General features: G+C 72.0%; 10 protein-coding genes. 6 read left to right on the top strand and 4 right to left on the bottom strand.

Going from position 1 to position 18546, the window contains the following annotated elements:
* Positions 1 to 7 precede the first annotated feature (7 nt).
* On the bottom strand, positions 8 to 1429 hold the full coding sequence (locus Raf01_RS28020) for an MFS transporter (protein WP_203921024.1): 1422 nt from the start codon (positions 1427 to 1429) through the stop codon (positions 8 to 10).
* Positions 1430 to 1493: 64 nt separating this feature from the next.
* Between Raf01_RS28020 and Raf01_RS28025 the strand changes: the two genes are divergently transcribed.
* The 4 genes from Raf01_RS28025 to Raf01_RS28040 all read left to right on the top strand — a co-directional run bounded on the left by Raf01_RS28025 (position 1494) and on the right by Raf01_RS28040 (position 9934).
* Positions 1494 to 2288 (top strand): ArsR/SmtB family transcription factor, encoded by a 795-nt coding sequence (locus Raf01_RS28025; RefSeq protein ID WP_203921025.1) that lies wholly within the window; start codon positions 1494 to 1496, stop codon positions 2286 to 2288.
* Positions 2289 to 2598: 310 nt separating this feature from the next.
* Positions 2599 to 4170, top strand: coding sequence for a magnesium transporter MgtE N-terminal domain-containing protein (locus Raf01_RS28030; RefSeq protein ID WP_203921026.1), 1572 nt, complete (start codon positions 2599 to 2601; stop codon positions 4168 to 4170).
* A 221-nt stretch (positions 4171 to 4391) separates the two neighbouring features.
* Positions 4392 to 6983 carry an NB-ARC domain-containing protein gene (locus Raf01_RS28035; RefSeq protein WP_203921027.1) on the top strand — a complete coding sequence of 864 codons (2592 nt, stop codon included), beginning with the start codon at positions 4392 to 4394 and terminating at the stop codon, positions 6981 to 6983.
* The gene (locus Raf01_RS28040) at positions 6983 to 9934 is read left to right on the top strand and encodes an NB-ARC domain-containing protein (RefSeq protein WP_203921028.1); all 2952 of its coding nucleotides are present in this window, start codon (positions 6983 to 6985) and stop codon (positions 9932 to 9934) included. Before Raf01_RS28035 ends, Raf01_RS28040 begins: the two co-directional genes overlap by 1 nt.
* A 114-nt stretch (positions 9935 to 10048) precedes the next feature.
* Here Raf01_RS28040 and Raf01_RS28045 read toward each other — a convergent pair whose 3' ends face one another.
* Positions 10049 to 10903: a Rieske (2Fe-2S) protein gene (locus Raf01_RS28045; RefSeq protein ID WP_203921029.1), complete on the bottom strand. Its 855-nt coding sequence runs from the start codon at positions 10901 to 10903 to the stop codon at positions 10049 to 10051.
* A gap of 235 nt (positions 10904 to 11138) precedes the next feature.
* Entirely contained in the window at positions 11139 to 11795 is a 657-nt protein-coding gene (locus Raf01_RS28050; protein WP_239133974.1) for an HNH endonuclease family protein, read from the bottom strand.
* Between the two features lie 392 nt (positions 11796 to 12187).
* Here Raf01_RS28050 and Raf01_RS28055 point away from each other — a divergent pair, with 392 nt between their 5' ends.
* A complete protein-coding gene (locus tag Raf01_RS28055; RefSeq protein ID WP_239133992.1) occupies positions 12188 to 14251 on the top strand; it encodes a DNA gyrase/topoisomerase IV subunit B in 2064 nt (687 codons plus the stop codon).
* 40 nt (positions 14252 to 14291) lie between these two features.
* The gene (locus Raf01_RS28060) at positions 14292 to 16820 is read left to right on the top strand and encodes a DNA gyrase/topoisomerase IV subunit A (protein WP_203921031.1); all 2529 of its coding nucleotides are present in this window, start codon (positions 14292 to 14294) and stop codon (positions 16818 to 16820) included.
* A 70-nt stretch (positions 16821 to 16890) separates the two neighbouring features.
* On the opposite strand, the gene Raf01_RS28065 is transcribed toward Raf01_RS28060, so the two are convergent.
* Positions 16891 to 18285, bottom strand: a complete 1395-nt coding sequence (locus Raf01_RS28065) for a pectate lyase (RefSeq protein WP_239133975.1) — start codon at positions 18283 to 18285, stop codon at positions 16891 to 16893.
* Positions 18286 to 18546 lie beyond the last annotated feature (261 nt).

Here is an 18546-nt window from a genome sequence, read left to right on the forward strand (position 1 = left end):
ACAGCGCCTACGCGCCAACCCGGTCGCGCGGGCGCCCGATCGTGGTCAGGGTCACCACGATCGCGGCCAGCCAGAGCGCGGCTCCCAGGAGGCCGGCGCGGTGGGTGCCCGCGACGAAGTGTGCCGGGTCGCCGCCGCTGCCGGCGAGCGCGCCGAAGACCGCGACGCCCAGCGCGGTTCCCGCCTGGCGGGCCGTGTTGTTGACGCCGCTGGCCAGCCCGGAACGGTCGGACGGGACGGCCGCGATGGCCGCGGTGACGACCGACGCGGTGAGCAGACCCAGGCCGACGCCGAGCCCGAGCAACATCGCGAGCAGCCACGGGTACGGGCTGGACGGGCGGAGCAGCACCAGGCCGGCCTCTCCGGCCGCGCCGAGCGCCAGGCCGGCGACCATCGGTGGGCGGGGGCCCAGGCGCGCCGTGATCCGGCCGGTCACCGGGGACAGCGCGGCCAGCGGCGCGAACCCGGGCACCAGGAGCAGCCCGGCCCGCAGCGCGTCGCGGCCCTGGACGTCCTGCAGGTACAGGGTGGTCAGGTAGATCGTGCCGTTCCCGACCAGGTTCATCGCCAGCGCGACGGCGTTGGCGCCGGCGAACGCCGGTACCCGCAGGAGACCGGTCGGCAGCAGCGGGTCACGCGCCCGCCGCTGCGCCGCGACGAACCCGAAGCCGGCCGCCACCGTGACCGCGCCGGCCACGACGACCGTGCCGGACAGCCCGGTACGCCCGGCCGTGATGACCGCGAACACCAGCCCACCCAGGGTGAGCGCCGCGGCGACCAGGCCGGCCAGGTCCAGCGACCGGCCCGGCGCCCGGACGCCCGGACCGACCAGGCGCGGAACGGCGACCAGCGCGGCCGCGACCACGGGCAGGTTCACCAGGAACGCCGCGCGCCAGCCGAGCGTGGTGACCAGCAGCCCACCCAGCAACGGGCCGGCGGGCAGGGACAGCGCCGATACCGCGGCCCAGATGCCCAGCGCCCGGGCCCGCTCCGCCGCCCGCGGGTACGCGTCGGCGATCACCGCGATGCTGCCGGGCAGCAGCAGGGCCGCGCCGGCACCCTGCACCGCTCGCGCAGCGATCAGCATGGCCGGGTCGACGGCTATGCCGCACCCGGCCGAGGCCACCCCGAAGATGGCCAGGCCGGCCAGCACGATCCGGCGGTGCCCGAGCAGGTCGCCCAGGCTGCCGCCGGCCAGCAGCAGGCTTGCGATGGTCACGGTGTACGCGTCGACGACCCACTGCAGCCCCGACGCGCCGGTGCCCACGCTCCGCCCGATCGTGGGCAGCGCCACGTTGACGATCGTCACGTCGAGCAGGACCAGGAACATCCCGACACACATCACCGTCAGGACCAGCGAGCGCCGATCGCCGGAACCCGGCCCGGTGCCGGTGTGACGCGTGGTGTTCTCGATGTCGGTCGCGTTCATGGTCCGAGTCTTGCCCGGAAACACTTCCATGGCGGTGGAAGCGTCGTCGCGGCAGACTGGACCGATGAGTACCGCCAGGTCAACCGGCGCACCGCGCGGGGACGCCGACATCGCGCGCGTCGCCGCCCTGTTCGCCGACCGCTCCCGGGCCCGCGTGCTGATAGCGCTCAGTGACGGGCGCCGGCTCCCGGCCAGCGTGCTGGCCGCCGAGGCCGGCGTGTCCGCCGCCGCGATGAGCGCGCACCTGAACAAGCTGCGCGCCGAGAGCCTGATCGCGGTCGAGCAGTCCGGACGGCACCGGTACTACTCGATCGCCGGCCCCAAGGTCGCCGCGACCCTTGAAGCGCTGGCCGCCATCGCGCCCGCCCAGCCGGTGACCTCCCTGCGCCAGGGCACCCGGGCGCAGCGGCTCCGGGAAGCCCGTACCTGCTACGACCATCTGGCCGGCGCGCTGGGCGTCGAGGTGACCCAGGCGCTGATCGATCGCGGTGCGCTCGTCGCCACCGACGGGGTACCCGACACCGCCCGCCGTCCGGGTGACCGGCTGTCCGCCCCGGTACGGGAGCATCCGTACCGGCTGGGCCCGGCCGCCGCCGAGGTGCTGCGGGATCTCGGCGTCGACCTGCCGGCTCTGCTCGCGGGTACGTCCGGCGGCACGCGACCCGTGCTGCGGTTCTGCCTGGACTGGACCGAACAGCGCCACCACCTGGCCGGCGCGCTCGGCGCGGCCCTGAGCGGAGCGCTGTTCGACGCCGGTTGGATCGCCCGGCGCCGGGCACCGCGGGAGGTCGAGCTGACCGCGGCGGGCGCGGTCGCCATCGAGGAGGTACTCGGCATCCACCCGGCCGCGAACGACTGAATCGGTGGCGCCGGCCGGTCGATCCGGTACCGGCGCGGCGACTCGTTCCGTGAGGGCGAACCAAACGGTCATTCGGGTGGGGTACCGGTGGCGCTTTCTGTGGTCGCCGCCGTCGATTAGGGTGTACGGCAATCGGCCGGCGTCATTGTGCATTCCGATCGCGCGTAATCCGGTCCGTCATCGCGTGCGATCCGTCCGCCGGCCCCGACCACGACGCGCACGATCGTGTGCCGGTCAATGAGGTGGACGGTGCTTTGATGGGATCGATGCCGGGAAAGCGCTGGGGACGGATCACGGTAAGGGGCGGCAGATGCCAGACGGTCCGGTGACGACGGACGACATTCCGCTGGAGCACGTGCACAGTTTCGCCGCGTTGCGGGCGATGCTGATTCGCCTCCACGATCTGGTGGGCCGGCCGGGAGCGGGCGAGGTCAAGCGGTTCACGGCGGCGGCACCGGGGCTGGTCACGTTGAGTCGCAACAGGGTCGTCCGGATCCTGCGCGGTCCGATCCGGCCCAGCCGGGACGAGTTGCGTGCGCTGCTGCACGCGTACGGGGTTCCCGAGGATCAGCGACGGCGCTGGGACGAGGCGTGGGCCAGGGCGGCCGGCGAGCGCCGCCTGCGACCGCCGGCCCCGAGAGTCCCGGACACGTCGGAGTCGCTAGTGGCCGATTCGCGGGGGGCGGAGTCGCCAGCGGCGGAGTCGCGGGGGGCCGGGTCGCGGGGGGCCGGGTCGCGCTCGGCCGACGCGGGCGCGGCGGAGGTGGGCTCGGCCGGGTCGACCCCGGCGGAGCCGCATCCGGCGCCGCGTTCGGCGGAATCGCTCACGACGCCGCGCTCGGCCGAGCCGCGTTCGGCGCCACTCGCGGCGGAGTCACTCACGGCGGAGTCACTTGTGGAGGAGGGGGCCGCGGGCGGCGCGGGCGGCGGCCGGCGACCGGCCCCGGAGGAGGATCCGCGGGCGGCCAGCGCGCGCCGGATGCTCGAGGTACGCGAGCGGTGCGCCGAGCGGCTGCGGCGGTTGAAGAACGAGCTGGTCGCGTCCCGTGCCCAGACCGACCTCGACGACCCGGCCGCCAGCACCCAACTGGTCCGCAGCCTCGACTTCGCGCTGCGCCGGCTCCAGGACATCATCGACGAGGCGTGTACCGAAGTGCTCGCGACCGTACCCACCACGGCAACCGCGACGCCGATATCCGGCCGGCCGGCGGCGCGGTCACCGTCCACAAGGGACGCGACCGGGGCGGGTGAGCCCGCGGGAGGATCGCCCGCCGAGCCGGAGGATCAGGCGCTCGCCTGGCTGTCGGCGGTACAGGACGCCGTCCCGCTGCCGATCGTGGCGAACCTGCTGCGGGTGATGCGGGACGTGCCGATGTTCAACCACATCGCGCAGGAGCGACCGTTGCTGATGACGGAGTTGCTCGCCGTGCTGCCGCCCGTCGAGGCGTCCCGCTGGCTGCAGACCTGGGAGCCCGAGTCCGCCGCCGAGACGCTGGCGGTCGCGGAGCCGGCCCGGGCCGCGGCGCACGTGACGCTGATGCCGCCCGAGGCAGCCGCCACGCTGCTGGTCAGGGTGAGCCAGCGCCGGTCGGTCGCGATACTCGCGGAGATGCGCAGCGAGCCGGCCGCCCGCCTGCTGATCGCGATGGGCCCGTCGATCGGCGCGGCACTTCTCGATCGGATGGAACGCGGCGCGGCGACCATCCGGCTCCAGCTGATCGACGAACTAGACCCGGCGTTGTGCGCGAAGTTCCTCAGCCTGATGAGCGAGGAGGCCGCGTCAGAGAGCCTGTCCCGGATGGACCACGAGAAGGCGAAGCGGCGGCAGGCCCGCGACCTGCTGGAAGGCATCGGCGACCAGCGTCCGGAGCACAAGCCGTGATGTCTCAGGAAGGGTCGCTTGACCGCGACGCCTCGTCCCTCGGCGCCGCTGGCGACCGAGCTCTCACAGTGCGGTCGCTTGACCGCGACGCCTCGTCCCTCGGCGCCGCTGGCGACCGTGCGATCAGGCACGATTCCACCGTTCGGAGGAGTGCCCTAGCGTCGGTTGGACGACGCCGCCACCATGAATCGCAACGCAGCGCATGAATTGGGGAACTGTCCATGCGACAGGTACGGATCTCGCGCAGAACCGGAGCGATAGTCGTCTTTCTCGTCAGCGCCGGTCCGGCTGTCCTGGTGATGCCCGCGCACATCCGCCTGGTGGTCGCGCTCGTCGCGATCGCCGGCTGGGTGCTCGGGTACCTGCTGGTGAAGTTCCTCAGCACCGGACTGCTGACCGATCCCAGCTGGCGGCGACCGAGCCGGAAGCTCGCGGCCGGGCGCGGCCGGCGCCGTAGGGAATACGTGATCCCGACCGAGGTGCCTCCGCCACCCGGTGTGCTCATCGGCCGTGACGAGCAGGTGCGCACGATCTGCGAACACCTGATGCGACCGGCCGGCGACGGCCCGTCGGTCGTGGTGCTGACCGGGCCGACGGGGGTGGGCAAGTCGGCGCTCGCGATCGGGATCGCCCAGGTGCTCGCCGACCGGTACCGCGACGGGCAGCTGTTGGCCCGGCTGGACCGGGCGGCTCCGGGGCAGCAGGGAGTCGACGACGTACTGCGCACCTTCGTGACCGCGCTGCAGGAGCAGGGCGACGCGATGCCGGCGACCGGGCCGGAGCTCGTCCGCCGGTACCGGGAGCTGACGGCCAGCCGGCGGGTACTGGTGATCCTCGAATCGGCGCGCGATCCGGAGCAGGTACGCCCGCTGCTGCCGCGCGGCCGGGGCTGCGGCGCGATCCTCACGTCCTGGCACACGCTGGCGCTTGACCCGTCGTGGCTGCCGGTGCCGATCGACCGGCTCAGCGACGAGTCCGCGCTGCGGGTCCTCGACGCACTGGTCGGCAACGGCCGGGTGGAGGCCGAGGCGGCCGACGCGCTGCGCATCGCCGAGGCGACGGCGGGGCACCCGTTCGCGTTGCAGGTGGCCGGCGCCGCGCTGGCGTCGCGGCGCAACTGGACGTTGAAGGTCGCGGTGCAACGGATGTCGGAGGCCCGCCTGGTGCCGGCGGTCGGTCAGACGCTCCCCGCGTACTCGGCCGCGCTGGACCTCAGCTACGCGCTGCTGACCGAGCAGGAACGGCGAGGGTTGCTGATGCTCGGGCTGATCGAGGAGCCGACGTTCGCGCCGTGGATGCTCGGCGCGCTGTTGCGCGGCGCCGAGCGGGCGGTGCGCGACGGCGGTCTGCCGGCGGCCCCCAACGGCGCGGTGTCGCCGGGCGCCGACCCCGACGGCGACTCCGACCCGGGCGTCGACGCGACAGCCGAGCGGATTCTCGACCGGCTGGTGTACGCCCGGCTGGTGGAGCGGCGCCTGGACGACGCCACCGGAGTGGCCACCTTCCGGATCGCCGGACACATCGAGTCGTACCTCAAGACGCGGCTGTTCGCCGAGGTGCCCGTCGAGGCCCGCCAGGGCGCCGTCGACGAACTGTCCCACGCCCGCCGGTTGCACGGCGAGCGCAGCCCGGAGCGGTTGCTGCGCTACCAGGTGTACCAGCAGCTGCACGACGGTGACCTGTCCACGGCGCTGAACACCGCCCGCGCGGTCCTCAAGCTGTGCCGGGAGCGGGTGGAGACGGCCGGCGAGGCGGTGAAGGCCGGCAGCGCCATGAAGGCCAGCGACGTGGTGGACAGCCTCGCGGCCGTCAGCAGCCGCGACGAGTGGGAGCGTGCGAAGGCGGAGGAGGGCCTGGCACTGGCCGCCCTCGCCGAGGTCAACGGCGAGCTGGGCTGGCTGGAGGACTCGCGCCGGTACGCCACGGCGGCGCGGGAGACGGAGACCAAACCGTGCCGGCCCCGGGCGTTGCGCTGCCTGGCCCTGGTGAACGCGCGGACCGGGCGGCTGGACGAGGCGCAGCGCCTGCTGGACGAGGCGGTAGTGGCGGCGGACCAGCTCACCGACCGCTGGGAGGTCGTCCGGACCAAGCGCGACCTGGCTCTGGTCCAGGCTCAGCGGGGGCTGCACGACCGGGCCCGGGAGACCATCCTCGACGCGGTGACCACGTGCTCGTCGTCGGACGATCCGGCGCGGCACCGGCTGCCCGCCGTGCTGTGGGCGCAGGGCACCGTGCTCGCGGCCACCGGCGACTGGGACGAAGCCGACCGGGTACTCGACCGGGCCGAGACGCTGTTCGCCGGGCCCGGTCCGCACCAGCGCCTGTGGCTGCCCTGGATCCGCCACCAGCGCGCGCTGGTCGCCCTGGAGCAACGGCGGTACGGGCGCGCGCGGGAGCACGCGCTTCGGGCCAGCCAGGCGTTCCGGGACATGAACCACCGGTACGGCATCGCCCACTGCCGCATGACGATCGGCCGCGCGTACCTCGACGAAGGCAACGAACCGGCGGCCACCCCGATCCTCGAAGAGGCGGTGCAGACCTTCGGCGGCTGTGGCGACCGGTGGATCGAAGCCGAGTGCCGCACCTGGCTCGGCGAGGCGCATCTGTCGGCGGGCCGGCTCAAGCCGGCGGCCGAGGCGTTCGCCCGGGCCGCGCAGGACTTCCACGACCTGGGCGACACCCGTAGCCGTGGGCGGGCGCGGGCCAGGCTCAGCGTCGCCGACGCGCGGCGGCGGCGGGAGGCGGTCGAGGACAACCCGCTGCTGCGGGTCGCCCGGCCGCTGGTGGTCGGCATGCGCGTGCGGGCCGATTGATGCGGCGGAGGATCGGCCGCAGGTACATCGTCCGGATCCGGCTGTCCGTCCGGGGCCTGCGCCGCACCCTGCACCCGTACCGCCTGGTCATCGCGGGGATCGCCGGTGGCCTCGGCGCCATACTGGGTGCGGTCTACGACCAGATCGAGACCCGCCTGAAGATCGTCACCATCATCGCGATCGGCGTCCTCACCGCGATGGCGGTGGTGCTCACCGAACCGCCCAAGGGCGGGGACGAGCAGCTCCGTTCCGAGGAGCAGAAGCTCCTGGACGCTCCGCGGCCGCGACGACGCCGTCGCAAGCGCGTAGAAGGCAGGAGTGTCGATGGCCGGAGTGTGGACGGCCGGAGTGTGGACGGTGGCCCGGCCCGCCCCCGGTTTGCCTGGTGGCGGTGGTGGCCCCGGCGCATCGCGCCGACACTGCCGCCCAGCGACGGGCTGTTCTGCGGCCGGGTGCGGGAGCTGGCCGAGCTGACCGAGCGGCATGACGCGGCCCGGGCGGCGCGGCAGCGGCCCGCGCGCTCGCCCGCCCCGGCCGAGCAGGATGCCGGGCGCGGCACCACCGGACCGGTGCTCCTGCTCATCCACGGCAAGCCCGGGGTCGGCAAGAGCGCGCTCGCCCTGGAGCTGGGCCGGCGGCTGGCCAGCGAGTACCCGCACGGGCAGGTGTACGCGAACCTCGGTACCCTGCGCGACGCCCGTACCCCACGGGAGATCCTCGGCATCCTGCTGAAGGCGCTCGGCTGGCCGGAGGGGGAGATCCCGTCCCAGACGGTGGAGTGCGCGAAGATCTTCCGTTCGCTGACCACCAAGCGCCGGGTGCTCTTCGTGCTCGACGCGGCCCGCCAGCCGGACCAGGTGCTGGAGGTGCTCCCGGCCGACCCGCGCTCCGCGGTCATCGTGACCAGCCGACGAGACTTCGGTACCGACCTCGGTGTGCCCTCGTACCCGCTGGACGTCCCCGATCCGGACGAGGCCATCGCGATCCTGCGCTCGGCCAGCGACACCGACGACGGCACCCGGCCGGAGTGTGCCGCGCAGATCGTCCAGGCGTGTGGTGCGCTGCCGCTGGCGATCCGGGCGGCGGCCGAGCGGGTCAACCCGGGCGGTGCCGAGCTGTGCCACGTCGCCGGCCTGCTCACGCCGCCCGCGTCCCGGCTGAGCTGGCTGGAACGCCCGGACATCAGCGTGGTGGAGCGCATCGCCAGCGAGTACGACCGCCTGCTGGACCAGGAGAAGCGCGCCCTGCAGCTGCTGACCCTCATCGACTCGCCGACGTTCGTGCCGTGGGTGCTGGCACCCCTGCTGGGCGTTGCGTCCTCAGAGGCGGAAAACCTGGTCGCCCAGTTGGGCGCGGCGCAGATGCTGGACAACGTCCGGCGCGACGAGGCGACCGGCCTGGCCCGCTACTCGTTCCACCCGCTGGTCCGGCTGTTCGCAGAGGCGAAGCTGGACGACGAGGTCAGCTCCGACGAGCGCGCCGAGGCCCGGCGCCGGCTCGACGAGGCGTACCGCGAGGTGGTGATGGGGGTACTCGCGCGGGTCGATCCGACGTTCTGGCTGCCGCCACCGACGCCCAAGTACCTGAAGCCGCACAGCAACGTCCCGCGCCGGCTCGCCGCGGACCCGCATCCCTGGATCCGCGCCGAGTACCGCAACCTGCTCCGCTGCATCGAACTGTCCCATGTGGACGAATCGGCGCTGTGCTGGCGGATCGCCGCGCAGCTGGACGGCTGCGTACCCGACGAGCTGCGGCCCGACGCGAGCCTCCGCGCGTACGACCTGGCCATCAAGGCGGCCCGCAGCGACCACAACGACCTCGGCCTGATCCAGGTGCTGCTGGCCAAGGGCACGTTCCTCAACGGGGTCGAGTGCTACCAGGAGGGGCGGGAAGTGCTGGACGAGGTCGTCGACCGGGCCCGGCAGCTGCGTCGGGGCGACGACCGGCACAAGGCTCAGGAGGGTGCCCGGATGGAGGTGCTCGCGCGGCGCAAGATTGGCGAGGCGTACCTGCAGATGGGTGCGTACGAGAAGGCCGACAGAGCGTTCCGCGTCGCGTACACGGCCGCGGCCGCCAGCGGTGAGGAGACCGAGCGGCGGCTGGTCCGGCTGCTGCTCGCGGAGACCCGGCAGGTGGACAGCCCGGACCCGGACGAGCTGGACGCGGGTGGCAGCGACTCCAGCCGGTTCCGGGCCGTCCTCGGTTCGGCGGAGGCGACCCGGCGCCGCCACGAGTGGGGACAGGCCAGCGAGTACCTGGCCCGGGCGCTGGAACTCAGCGACGACGACGCGCAGCGCGAGGCGACCGTGCGGTACCGGATGGCCCGGCTCAACCTCGACTGGCACCTGCACGAGCACGGCTGGCCGTACGGGCCGTCCGCCGCCCCGGCCGGCGGCACGCCCAGCGAGTTCTCGCTCGCCGACCACGCGGTACGGCACGCCGCCGAGGCCGTGCTGATCTTCCGTCGTACCGGCAACAAGATCGGCGAGGTTCGCGCGCACTGCATGCTGACCCGGGCACTGCTGGCGGCCGGCCACCGGGTCGAGGCCCAGCGGGTAGGGCACGCCGCCGAGCAGGAGCTGGAGACGATCGACCCGCAGGTCGCCGGCCGGGCGCTCGGGCCGTTGACGGCGCGGGTCTGGCGCGCCATGGGGGACATGCTGCTGTGCCACGGCGACGTGGTGAACGGCCGGCGCCGGCTGATGCAGGCGGCCACACTGTTCGGCCAGGAGCACGACTGGGCGGCCCAGACGGAGGCGCTGCGCCGGTTGCGCGACGTGCCGTGGGCCGCGGACTCCTCGGCCGCGCACGAGCACCTGGTGCCGGCCGGGCCGCCGATCCGCGGGTACGCCGAGGAGCCACCGTCCGCGGGTGGGCGCGGTCCGGTCACCGTACCGCCGGCGGGTCGCCAGCCACCCCGGCAGTCGTCGCCGCCCGCGCGCCCGCGCTGAGTCCCGGGCCGGCGCCGGGTCTCGGGCCCGCGCTCAAGCCGCGGACCGGCCGCCGCCCCGCCTCCGGCCGCCGCCCCGCCTTCGGCCGGGCGCTCAGCCTTCGGCCAGCATTGGTCAGGCGAGCGCGGCCTGCACGCAGCCCCGGTTGATCCGGGTGCGCAGGGTGGGCTGGTCGGTGGTCGCCGGACCGCGAACCACGGCACCGTCGGCCAGCCGGAACGTGCTGCCGTGCCACGGACACACCACGCACGCGGACCCGTCGACCTGCACGACCTCGCCCTCGCCGAGCGGGCCGGTCTCGTGGCCGCAGCGCTCGACCATCGCGGTGACCGTGTCACCGGTGCGGCTGACCAGCACCGGAATCTCGCCGATGTGCGCCACCAGCTTCTGGTTGTCGCCGAGCGCCCGGAACTCGCACAGGTCGTGCCACCCCTCCGGGATCTGCTGCTCGATCGGCGCGGCCTGGTTCACCCCGGCGGCGAACCGGTACACGATGTGGGCGCCGAGGTACCCGCCGAGACTGACCGCGCCCAGGCCGCCGTACGCGAGTTGCTTGCCCAGCCGATGGTTGCCGGTGAGCCGGGCGACCAGCGAGGCGCCGTAGAGGCCGACCCCGACAGCGTTGGCGACGGCGTGGACCAGGCCGACCCGGCGCGGCGCGGTCGCCAGGTCCGACCAGTCGTTCCAGCCCGCCGCGATGGCCGGTACCGCGCTGGCCGTACCCACCCCGACCAGCACCGTGGCGCAGGTCTCCATGCGGGGCAGCGCGTCCAGTACGGCGGCGCTGAACCAGGCGCCGATCGGCACCTGAACGATCGCGGGGTGCAGCGGATGGCCCAGCCACACGCCGTGCAGCGCGTCCCGTACCCGGCCCCGCAACCCCTCCTGCAGCTTGCGCTGCAACGGATCGCCCAGCCGATCCAGCTTGTTCGCCTTCTCCAGCCGCTCCAGCAGCCCGCGCCCTATCATGGCCCGGCTCTACCCCGGCCGGGGACGGGCAAACGACGAAACGGCGCATTCATCCCGGCGGGGCCGGATCCCGGCGAGCGGGTCGGGATCCGGCACCGACCGGTCCGGCTCGGCGCGCCTGGGCCGGTGCGCCTGGAGGTCGGGCCCTTCCGGGTCGGGCCCTTCCGGGTCCGGCCCTCTTAGGTCCGGCGCTTGTCGGTGGCGCGACGAGCCGGACAGCCGTAGGCCGCCTCCGTCAGCAGGTGCCGAGCATGCTGGTCAACGCGCTCTTCTCCGCGCTGGTGACGGTCAGCGCCCAGACGTACTTCACCCGCGTCCACATCCTCGCGTAGGTGCAGTAGTAGCTGGTCAGCGGCGGCTTCCATGCGTCCGGAGACTTGTCGCCCTTGGACTCGTTGACGTTGTCGGTCACCGCGATCAGCTGGGGATCGGTGAGGTCGTTCGCGAAGGACTCGCGCTTGGTGGTGGTCCACGCCCAGGCGCCCGAAACCCAGGCGTTCTTGAGCGTGACGACGTGGTCGATGTCCAGGTCGGAGGCCGCCGTCCAGGTGGCCCCGTCGTACGGGCTGTGCCAGGTACCGGACGTCGCGGCACATGCCGAGCTGACCGTGACGCCGGTGCCGTCCCGCTTGAGTACGGTCTCCCGGGTGTCGCAGGTACCGGAGATGGTGTCCCAGGTCGGGAACAGATCACGGTCGTAGGTGGTTGTGTGAGTCCAGGCGGTGACGGTCAGGGCGGCCAGCTCGGATCGGGCCGTGGCCGCGCTGGGGATGCCAGGCGGCGTAGCCTGGGCTCCGGCCGGGCTGACCAGCGTCAGCGCGGCGGTCAGCAGGGCCGCGGCGACGGTGGTCACCAGGGCCGGTGCGAGCGATTTGGGCAGTCGACGGATCACGCGGGCTCCCAGGGTTGTTCGACTGGTCCGGCTCGGCGCGTCTAACGCCGCGCCGCGACCCGGACCGGTCGTCGACCAGCACGGTTCGGCGCGGCTGGCGCCGGGCGGAGACCCGGGCCGGGCGCCGGTCGGTTGATCCAGATCGTGCAATGTAAATGCTTCGCTGACCTGTCGACCGGATGAACACTGGTGCGGCCGGGGGCGACGTCTTGAGTCCGTCATGGATCATGACGGGCGAGGTGCGCGGGTACGCTGTCGGGCACACCACCCGCGCATTCCGTGTGGGGTCCCGCTTCATGTCGGACCCGCCGGATAGGCTCGTTGCCGTGCCTGGCCCGCACCCGGCGCCATCGCACGCGCACCATCCATACAAGATCGGGGAGAACCGCACGGTGACCGCCCAGCCGGAGACCAAGTCCCTGTACGGGGCCGACGACCTTACCCACCTTGAGGGCCTGGACGCGGTCCGCAAGCGGCCGGGCATGTACATCGGCTCGACCGACAGTCGTGGCGTGAATCACCTCGTCAACGAGATCCTGGACAACGCGACCGACGAGGGCGTCGCGGGCTTCGCGACGCACATCGAGGTCACGCTGCACGCGGACGGTTCCGTCCAGGTCGACGACGATGGCCGGGGCATCCCCACCGGCATCAACGCAAAATCGGGCATTTCGGGCGTCGAGCTGGTTCTGACCCGTTTGCACGCCGGTGGCAAGTTCGGCGGCTCCGGCTACAAGACCTCCGGTGGTCTGCACGGCGTCGGCGCCTCGGCGGTCAACGCCCTGTCCCGGCGCTTCGAGGTGACCGTGCGGCAGTCCGGCAAGGTTCACGAGATGTCGTTCCAGCACGGGGTTCCGGGGGTGTTCCAGGGCACCGGCCGCTCCGAGCGGTTCACGCCGCAGCCGGGCCTGCGCGTCGCCCGCCGGATGCGGCGCGGCGAGTCGTCGGGCACCTCGGTGCGCTACTGGTACGACCCCCGCTACTTCGAGTCCGGCGCCGCGCTCGACGTCGAGGCCGTGCGCACCAAGCTGCGCAACACCGCCTTCCTCGTGCCCGGCGTCGGCTACGTTCTGCGCGACGAGACCCAGGACCCGGCGACCGAGGAGAAGTTCCACTTCCCCGACGGCCTCACCGACATGGTGGAGTTCCTGTCGCCGTCCGGTGAGCGTGCCGTCTCCGGCACCCTGATGGTCACCGGCGAGGGCACATACAAGGAAAACGCCGCCGACGAAAACGGCGTGATGCGTGCCAACGTCGAGCGCCGCGCGGAGATCGAGGTCGCGTTCCGCTGGGGCACCGGCTACGAGCGCACCGTCGAGTCGTTCACCAACACGATCCGCAACGTCCACGGCGGCACGCACCGCAAGGGGTTCGAGCGGGCCCTGGTGCGGTCCCTGGTCGACGCCGTTCGCAACGCCCGCGGCCTGCTGCGCGCGAAGGAGGAGCCGCCGGTCCTCGACGACATCCTTGAGGGCATGACCGCGGTCATCCACGTGCGCCTGCCGGAGCCGCAGTTCACCTCGCAGACCAAGGACGAGCTGTCCACCGCCGGCATCACCAAGGTGATGCAGTCGATCGTGGAGCAGCAGGTCAAGGCGTGGATCGACAACCGTAAGACCAAGGCCGAGGCGAACACGGTCCTCCAGAAGATCGTGGACGCCGCCCGGGTACGGTTGACTCAGAAGCAGCAGAAGGACGCCGCCCGGCGCAAGACCGCCCTGGAGGGCGCGTCGATGCCGCCGAAGCTGGTGGACTGCCGCTCGACCGGGGTGCAGCGCAGCGAGTTGTTCATCGTCGAGGGTGACAGCGCGCTGGGCACCGCCCGGCTGGCCCGCTCCTCGGAGTACCAGGCGCTGCTGCCCATCCGCGGCAAGATCCTCAACGTCCAGAAGGCCAGCCTCCAGCAGGTCCTCGACAATGCGGAGTGCTCGGCGATCGTGCAGGTGCTGGGCGCCGGCTCGGGGCGCACCTTCGACTCCGCCTCGTTGCGCTACGGCCGGGTGCTGCTCATGGCCGACGCCGACGTCGACGGATCACACATCCGGACCCTGCTGATCACGCTGTTCGCGAAGTACATGCGCCCGCTCATCGAAGAGGGCCGGCTGTATGCCGCGGTACCGCCGCTTCACAAGATCATCACCAAGGGGCGCAACCCGGAGACCATCTACACCTACAGCCAGGCGGAGATGGAGAGCTTGGTCACCCGGCTGGAGAAGGCGGGCAGGCAGGTGGTGAGCCCGATCCCTCGGTTCAAGGGTCTCGGCGAGATGGACGCGGACGAGTTGTGGGAGACCACGATGAATCCGGCCACCCGCGCCGTCCGGCGGATCACCATGGGCGACGCCGACGCCGCCCAGGCGACGCTCGACCTGCTCATGGGGGAGAAGGTCGAGCCGCGCAAGAACTGGCTCATCGACTCGGCCAGCCGAGTCGACCAGGCGACGATCGATGCCTGATCCGGAACGCAAGCTCGCACGTCAAGGAGAGCACTGAGCAATGGCACGCAACAGGGGTGCGCAGTCGAAGGTCGACCTGTCCGCCTTCGACCGGGCGGGAGCGCGGGTCCTGGACAACCCGCTGGTCACCGAGGTCGAGGACTCCTACCTGGAGTACGCGTTCTCGGTCATCCACTCCCGGGCGCTGCCGGACGCGCGTGACGGTCTCAAGCCGGTGCACCGGCGGATCCTGTACTCGATGAGCGAGCAGGGGCACCGCCCCGACCGCGCGCACGTGAAGTCGGCCCGGGTCGTCGGTGACGTCATGGGTAAGTACCACCCGCACGGCGACGGCGCGATCTACGACGCGATGGTCCGCATGGCGCAGGACTTCTCGCTGAACGCCCCGCTGATCGACGGGCACGGAAACTTCGGCTCCCCGGACGACGGGCCGGCCGCGTCCCGGTACACCGAGGCGCGGATGTCCCGCGAGGCGATGCTGCTGGTCTCGGAGCTGGGCGAGGGCACGGTCGACTTCCGGCCGAACTACGACGGATCGCTGACCGAGCCGAGCGTGCTCCCGGCGGCCTTCCCGAACCTGCTGGTCAACGGCACCTCGGGGATCGCGGTCGGGATGGCCACCAACATGATTCCGCACAACCTCGGCGAGGTGGTCGCGGCCACGCGCTGGCTGATCCGGCACCCGACCGCGACGCTCGACAAGCTGATGGAGTTCGTCCCGGGGCCGGATCTGCCGACCGGCGGCATGCTGCTGGGTCTCGACGAGGTCCGCAAGGCATACGAGACCGGCCGCGGCGTGGTACGGATGCGTGCCCGGGTCGAGATCGGGCCTTTGGAGGGCAGCCGCAACCGGCAGGCCATCACGGTGACCGAGCTGCCGTACGGCGTCGGTGCCGAGAAGATCATCGAGGCGGTCAGCGAGGAGGTCCGCGGCCGGGCGATCGTCTCCGGCCCCCGTAAGGGCCAGCGGCAGGCCGCACGGTTGCAGGGCATCGCTGACATCAAGGACCTGACCGACCGGGAAAATGGCACCCGGGTGGTCATCGAGTGCAAGGTCGGCGTAAACCCGCAGGCGCTGCTCGCAGACCTGTACCGGCTCACTCCGCTGGAGCAGTCGTTCGGTGTGAACAATCTGGTACTGGTGGACGGCCAGCCGCAGACGCTGGGCCTCAAGGCGCTGCTCGAAGTGTTCCTGGCCCACCGGTACGAGGTGGTCACCCGGCGCAGCTCATACCGCCGCCAGAAGCGGCAGGAGCGGCTGCACCTGGTCGACGGCCTGCTCATCGCGCTGCTGAACATCGACAAGGTGGTGCGGCTGATCCGGGAGAGCGAGACCGCGCAGGCCGCCAAAGACGGCCTCATGCGGCGGTTCAAGCTCACCGACGTCCAGGCCACGTACATTCTCGACACCCCGCTGCGGCGGCTGACCAAGTACGACCGGCTGGAGCTGGAGGCCGAGCAAAATCGGCTGCGCGACGAGATCGCCGCGTTGTCCCGGATCCTCGACGACGAGAACGTACTCAAGAAGGTCGTCTCCGACGAACTTGCCGCGGTGGTCAAGGAGTTCGACGCGCCCCGGAGCACCACTCTGATCGACGGCGACCTCAAGGAGGTTCTCGCCGCGTCCGCGCCGGCCGGCCCGCTGGAGGTCGAGGACGATCCGTGCCAGGTGATCCTGTCCGCGACCGGCCTGGTCGCGCGGACCGCTGCCGAGTCCGAGGAGGCCCGCGAGGGTCGGCGGCGCAGCGGCCGGATCAAGCACGATGCGGTACGGGCGCTCGTCCACGCCACCGCCCGCGGTCAGGTACTGCTGGTGACGAACACCGGTCGGGCGTTCAAGACCGACGTGCTGCCGCTGCCGGTGCTGCCCGAGCAGTCCGGCACGGTGTCGGTGCGCGGTGGCATGTCCGCCTCGGAACTCGTACCGCTGCAGCCGGGGGAGAAGGTCATCGGTCTCGCGCCACTCGGCGAGCAGGCCGCCGGTTCCCCGGGGCTCGCGGTGGGCACCCGGCACGGCGTGGTGAAGGTCGTCGCGCCGGAGTGGCCGGTCCGCTCGGACGAGTTCGAGGTCATCGGTCTCAAGGCGGGCGACGAGGTGATCGGCGCGACCTGGTTGGTCGACGGCTCCGAGACCCTGGCATTCGTCGCGTCGGACGCGTCGTTGCTGCGGTTCGCCGCGACGCTGGTCCGGCCCCAGGGGCTCAAGGGTGGCGGCATGGCCGGCATCAACCTCGGCGCGAACACGCAGGCGATGTTCTTCGGCGCGATCCGTACGGACGATCCGCAGCACGGCGAGCCGATGGTGGTCACGTCGACCGGGCAGAGCGTGAAGGTCACCCCGTTCGCCGGGTACCCGGCGAAGGGCCGCGCCACCGGCGGCGTCCGCGCCCACCGCTTCCTCAAGGGCGAGGACGCCCTGACGGTGGCCTGGATCGGACCGCGACCGGCCGGGGCGACCAACACCGGTGACCCGGTCGAGCTGCCCGCCGAGGACGCACGCCGGGACGGTTCCGGCACACCGGTGAACGGGCGCCTCGCGCTCGTCGGCCACGTCATCGAACGCGGCTGACCCCGTCGAACCACGACAGCGACCGGCCCGGGCACCTGTGCCCGGGCCGGTCCGTCCGTGCGACGAGCGATTACTTGTAGGTGATGTCGGACGACGAGAAGTTGCAGTGACCGTCGCCCATGCCGTCGCCGAGGTACGGCGGCTCACTGCCCTTCGCTACGCCGTTGTACTCGGCGCAGATGTGCGTCTTCGAACCGTTGATGAGCGTGATGCGGCTGAGCGTCGCCGTGTCACCCCAGTTGATGTTGATGCCCACGACGTACTTCGGGCTGTCCAGGATGACGTTGTCGACCGTGACGTGGCGCTCGTACGACTTGGTGCAGTTGCCACAGCCCCGGTACAGCTTGCCGATCGACTTCGCGTAGAAGCCCGAGATGTGTACCGTCCCCGAGCCGTTGTGCTGGAACACCTTGTCGTCGGCGTTCATCGCGCCGCCGCCGATGACGTAGGAGTCGCCGTTGGTGGCCAGGAATGTCGCGGCATCCTCGCCGACGTCCTCCCACCACACGTTCTGGATGGTGCAGCGACCCTCGCAGTGCACGCCGTCGCCGGCCGGTGAGCCGATGATGACGTTCTTGAGAGTGGCGCCGTCGGCCAGGTCGAACATCGGGTCCTGGCTCTCGCTCTGGCTGCCGTCACCGATGCAGCAGTAGCGCTTCAGCCCGCCGTCGAGCGTGCCGCTCACGTTGATGGTGCCGGACACCGAGACGTCACCGGTCTTGGTTGGCCAGTTCGAGCTCGGCGGCGTGGTGGTGGGCGGCGGCGACGTCCGGGTGGGCGTCGGGGTCGGCGAGGCCGTCCTCGTCGGGGTGGGCGAGGTCGGCGGCGGCGTGGTGGTCGACGAGTCGACCGTGACGTCGTCGAAGTTGCCGGAGGAGTACGCCGTCTGCAGGCCGATGCGGCCGCTGGCGCTCACCGAGCTGCTGCCGCTGCCGACGCTGGATCCGTTGACCGAGCCGCTGATCGTCGAGCCGTTCGCGGTCAGCGACAGGGTGTACCAGGTGCCGGTCGAGACGGTCTGCGACTTGCTGGCCAGTACGGTCACCGCACCGCTGTTGACCGCCTGCAGCTGGACGACGTTGCCCGGCATCAGGGCCAGGCGGTAGAAGCTGGTGGAACTCTTGGCCCGGGCGAGCAGGCCGACGAAGCCCCCGGAGCCCAGAGACAGCGGCTTGACCCTGGCCTGCACGGTGTAGGTGGTCCAGCCGGTGTCACCCGCGAACAGGCGGGAGTTTTCGCTGGAGCCGTTGGACTGCTGGACGGCCTTGGTGCCGTCGGTGACGACGGTCCACGTGCCGCCGGACTTCGACCAGGCGTTGGTGGTGCCGTCCTCGAAGTTCGCGCTGAACACCGTCGCGGCGAACGCCAGTTGCGTCACGCCGACAAGGCCGATGGCGAGGGCGGCGGTGCCGCCCGCGGCCAGCAACTTCCACGATCTCCGTCGAGATCGGGTCTGCGATCCCATACTCGCAACCTCCGGTAATCACGAAGCAGGCGCGTGTTGCGCGCACGCGTGGGACGAAGAGGGGCCGGTAGGCGAGAATCCGTCGCAGCGCACCGGCTTACCTGTAAACCGGGAAAGCGCATTCCCAGGATCGGGACGGTCATAGGAAAGCGCATTCCTAGACGACAAAGTCGCATGGCGCATCAGCGACAGTCAATAGAATGGACGTGCAGGTTCGTTGCAGCGCCGGCCCGGCGTCGCCCCGCCCGCGCTGCCGGGGCG

This window comes from Rugosimonospora africana (assembly GCF_016862975.1).
Taxonomy (GTDB): domain Bacteria; phylum Actinomycetota; class Actinomycetes; order Mycobacteriales; family Micromonosporaceae; genus Rugosimonospora; species Rugosimonospora africana.

Excerpts from the sequence above, each read along its gene's own strand:
- Raf01_RS28065 (WP_239133975.1), bottom strand. The coding sequence starts at position 18,285 with ATGGGATCGCAGACCCGATCTCGACGGAGATCGTGGAAGTTGCTGGCC.
- Raf01_RS28025 (WP_203921025.1), top strand. The coding sequence starts at position 1,494 with ATGAGTACCGCCAGGTCAACCGGCGCACCGCGCGGGGACGCCGACATC.
- Raf01_RS28040 (WP_203921028.1), top strand. The coding sequence starts at position 6,983 with ATGCGGCGGAGGATCGGCCGCAGGTACATCGTCCGGATCCGGCTGTCC.
- Raf01_RS28035 (WP_203921027.1), top strand. The coding sequence starts at position 4,392 with ATGCGACAGGTACGGATCTCGCGCAGAACCGGAGCGATAGTCGTCTTT.
- Raf01_RS28045 (WP_203921029.1), bottom strand. The coding sequence starts at position 10,903 with ATGATAGGGCGCGGGCTGCTGGAGCGGCTGGAGAAGGCGAACAAGCTG.
- Raf01_RS28060 (WP_203921031.1), top strand. The coding sequence starts at position 14,292 with ATGGCACGCAACAGGGGTGCGCAGTCGAAGGTCGACCTGTCCGCCTTC.
- Raf01_RS28020 (WP_203921024.1), bottom strand. The coding sequence starts at position 1,429 with ATGAACGCGACCGACATCGAGAACACCACGCGTCACACCGGCACCGGG.
- Raf01_RS28030 (WP_203921026.1), top strand. The coding sequence starts at position 2,599 with ATGCCAGACGGTCCGGTGACGACGGACGACATTCCGCTGGAGCACGTG.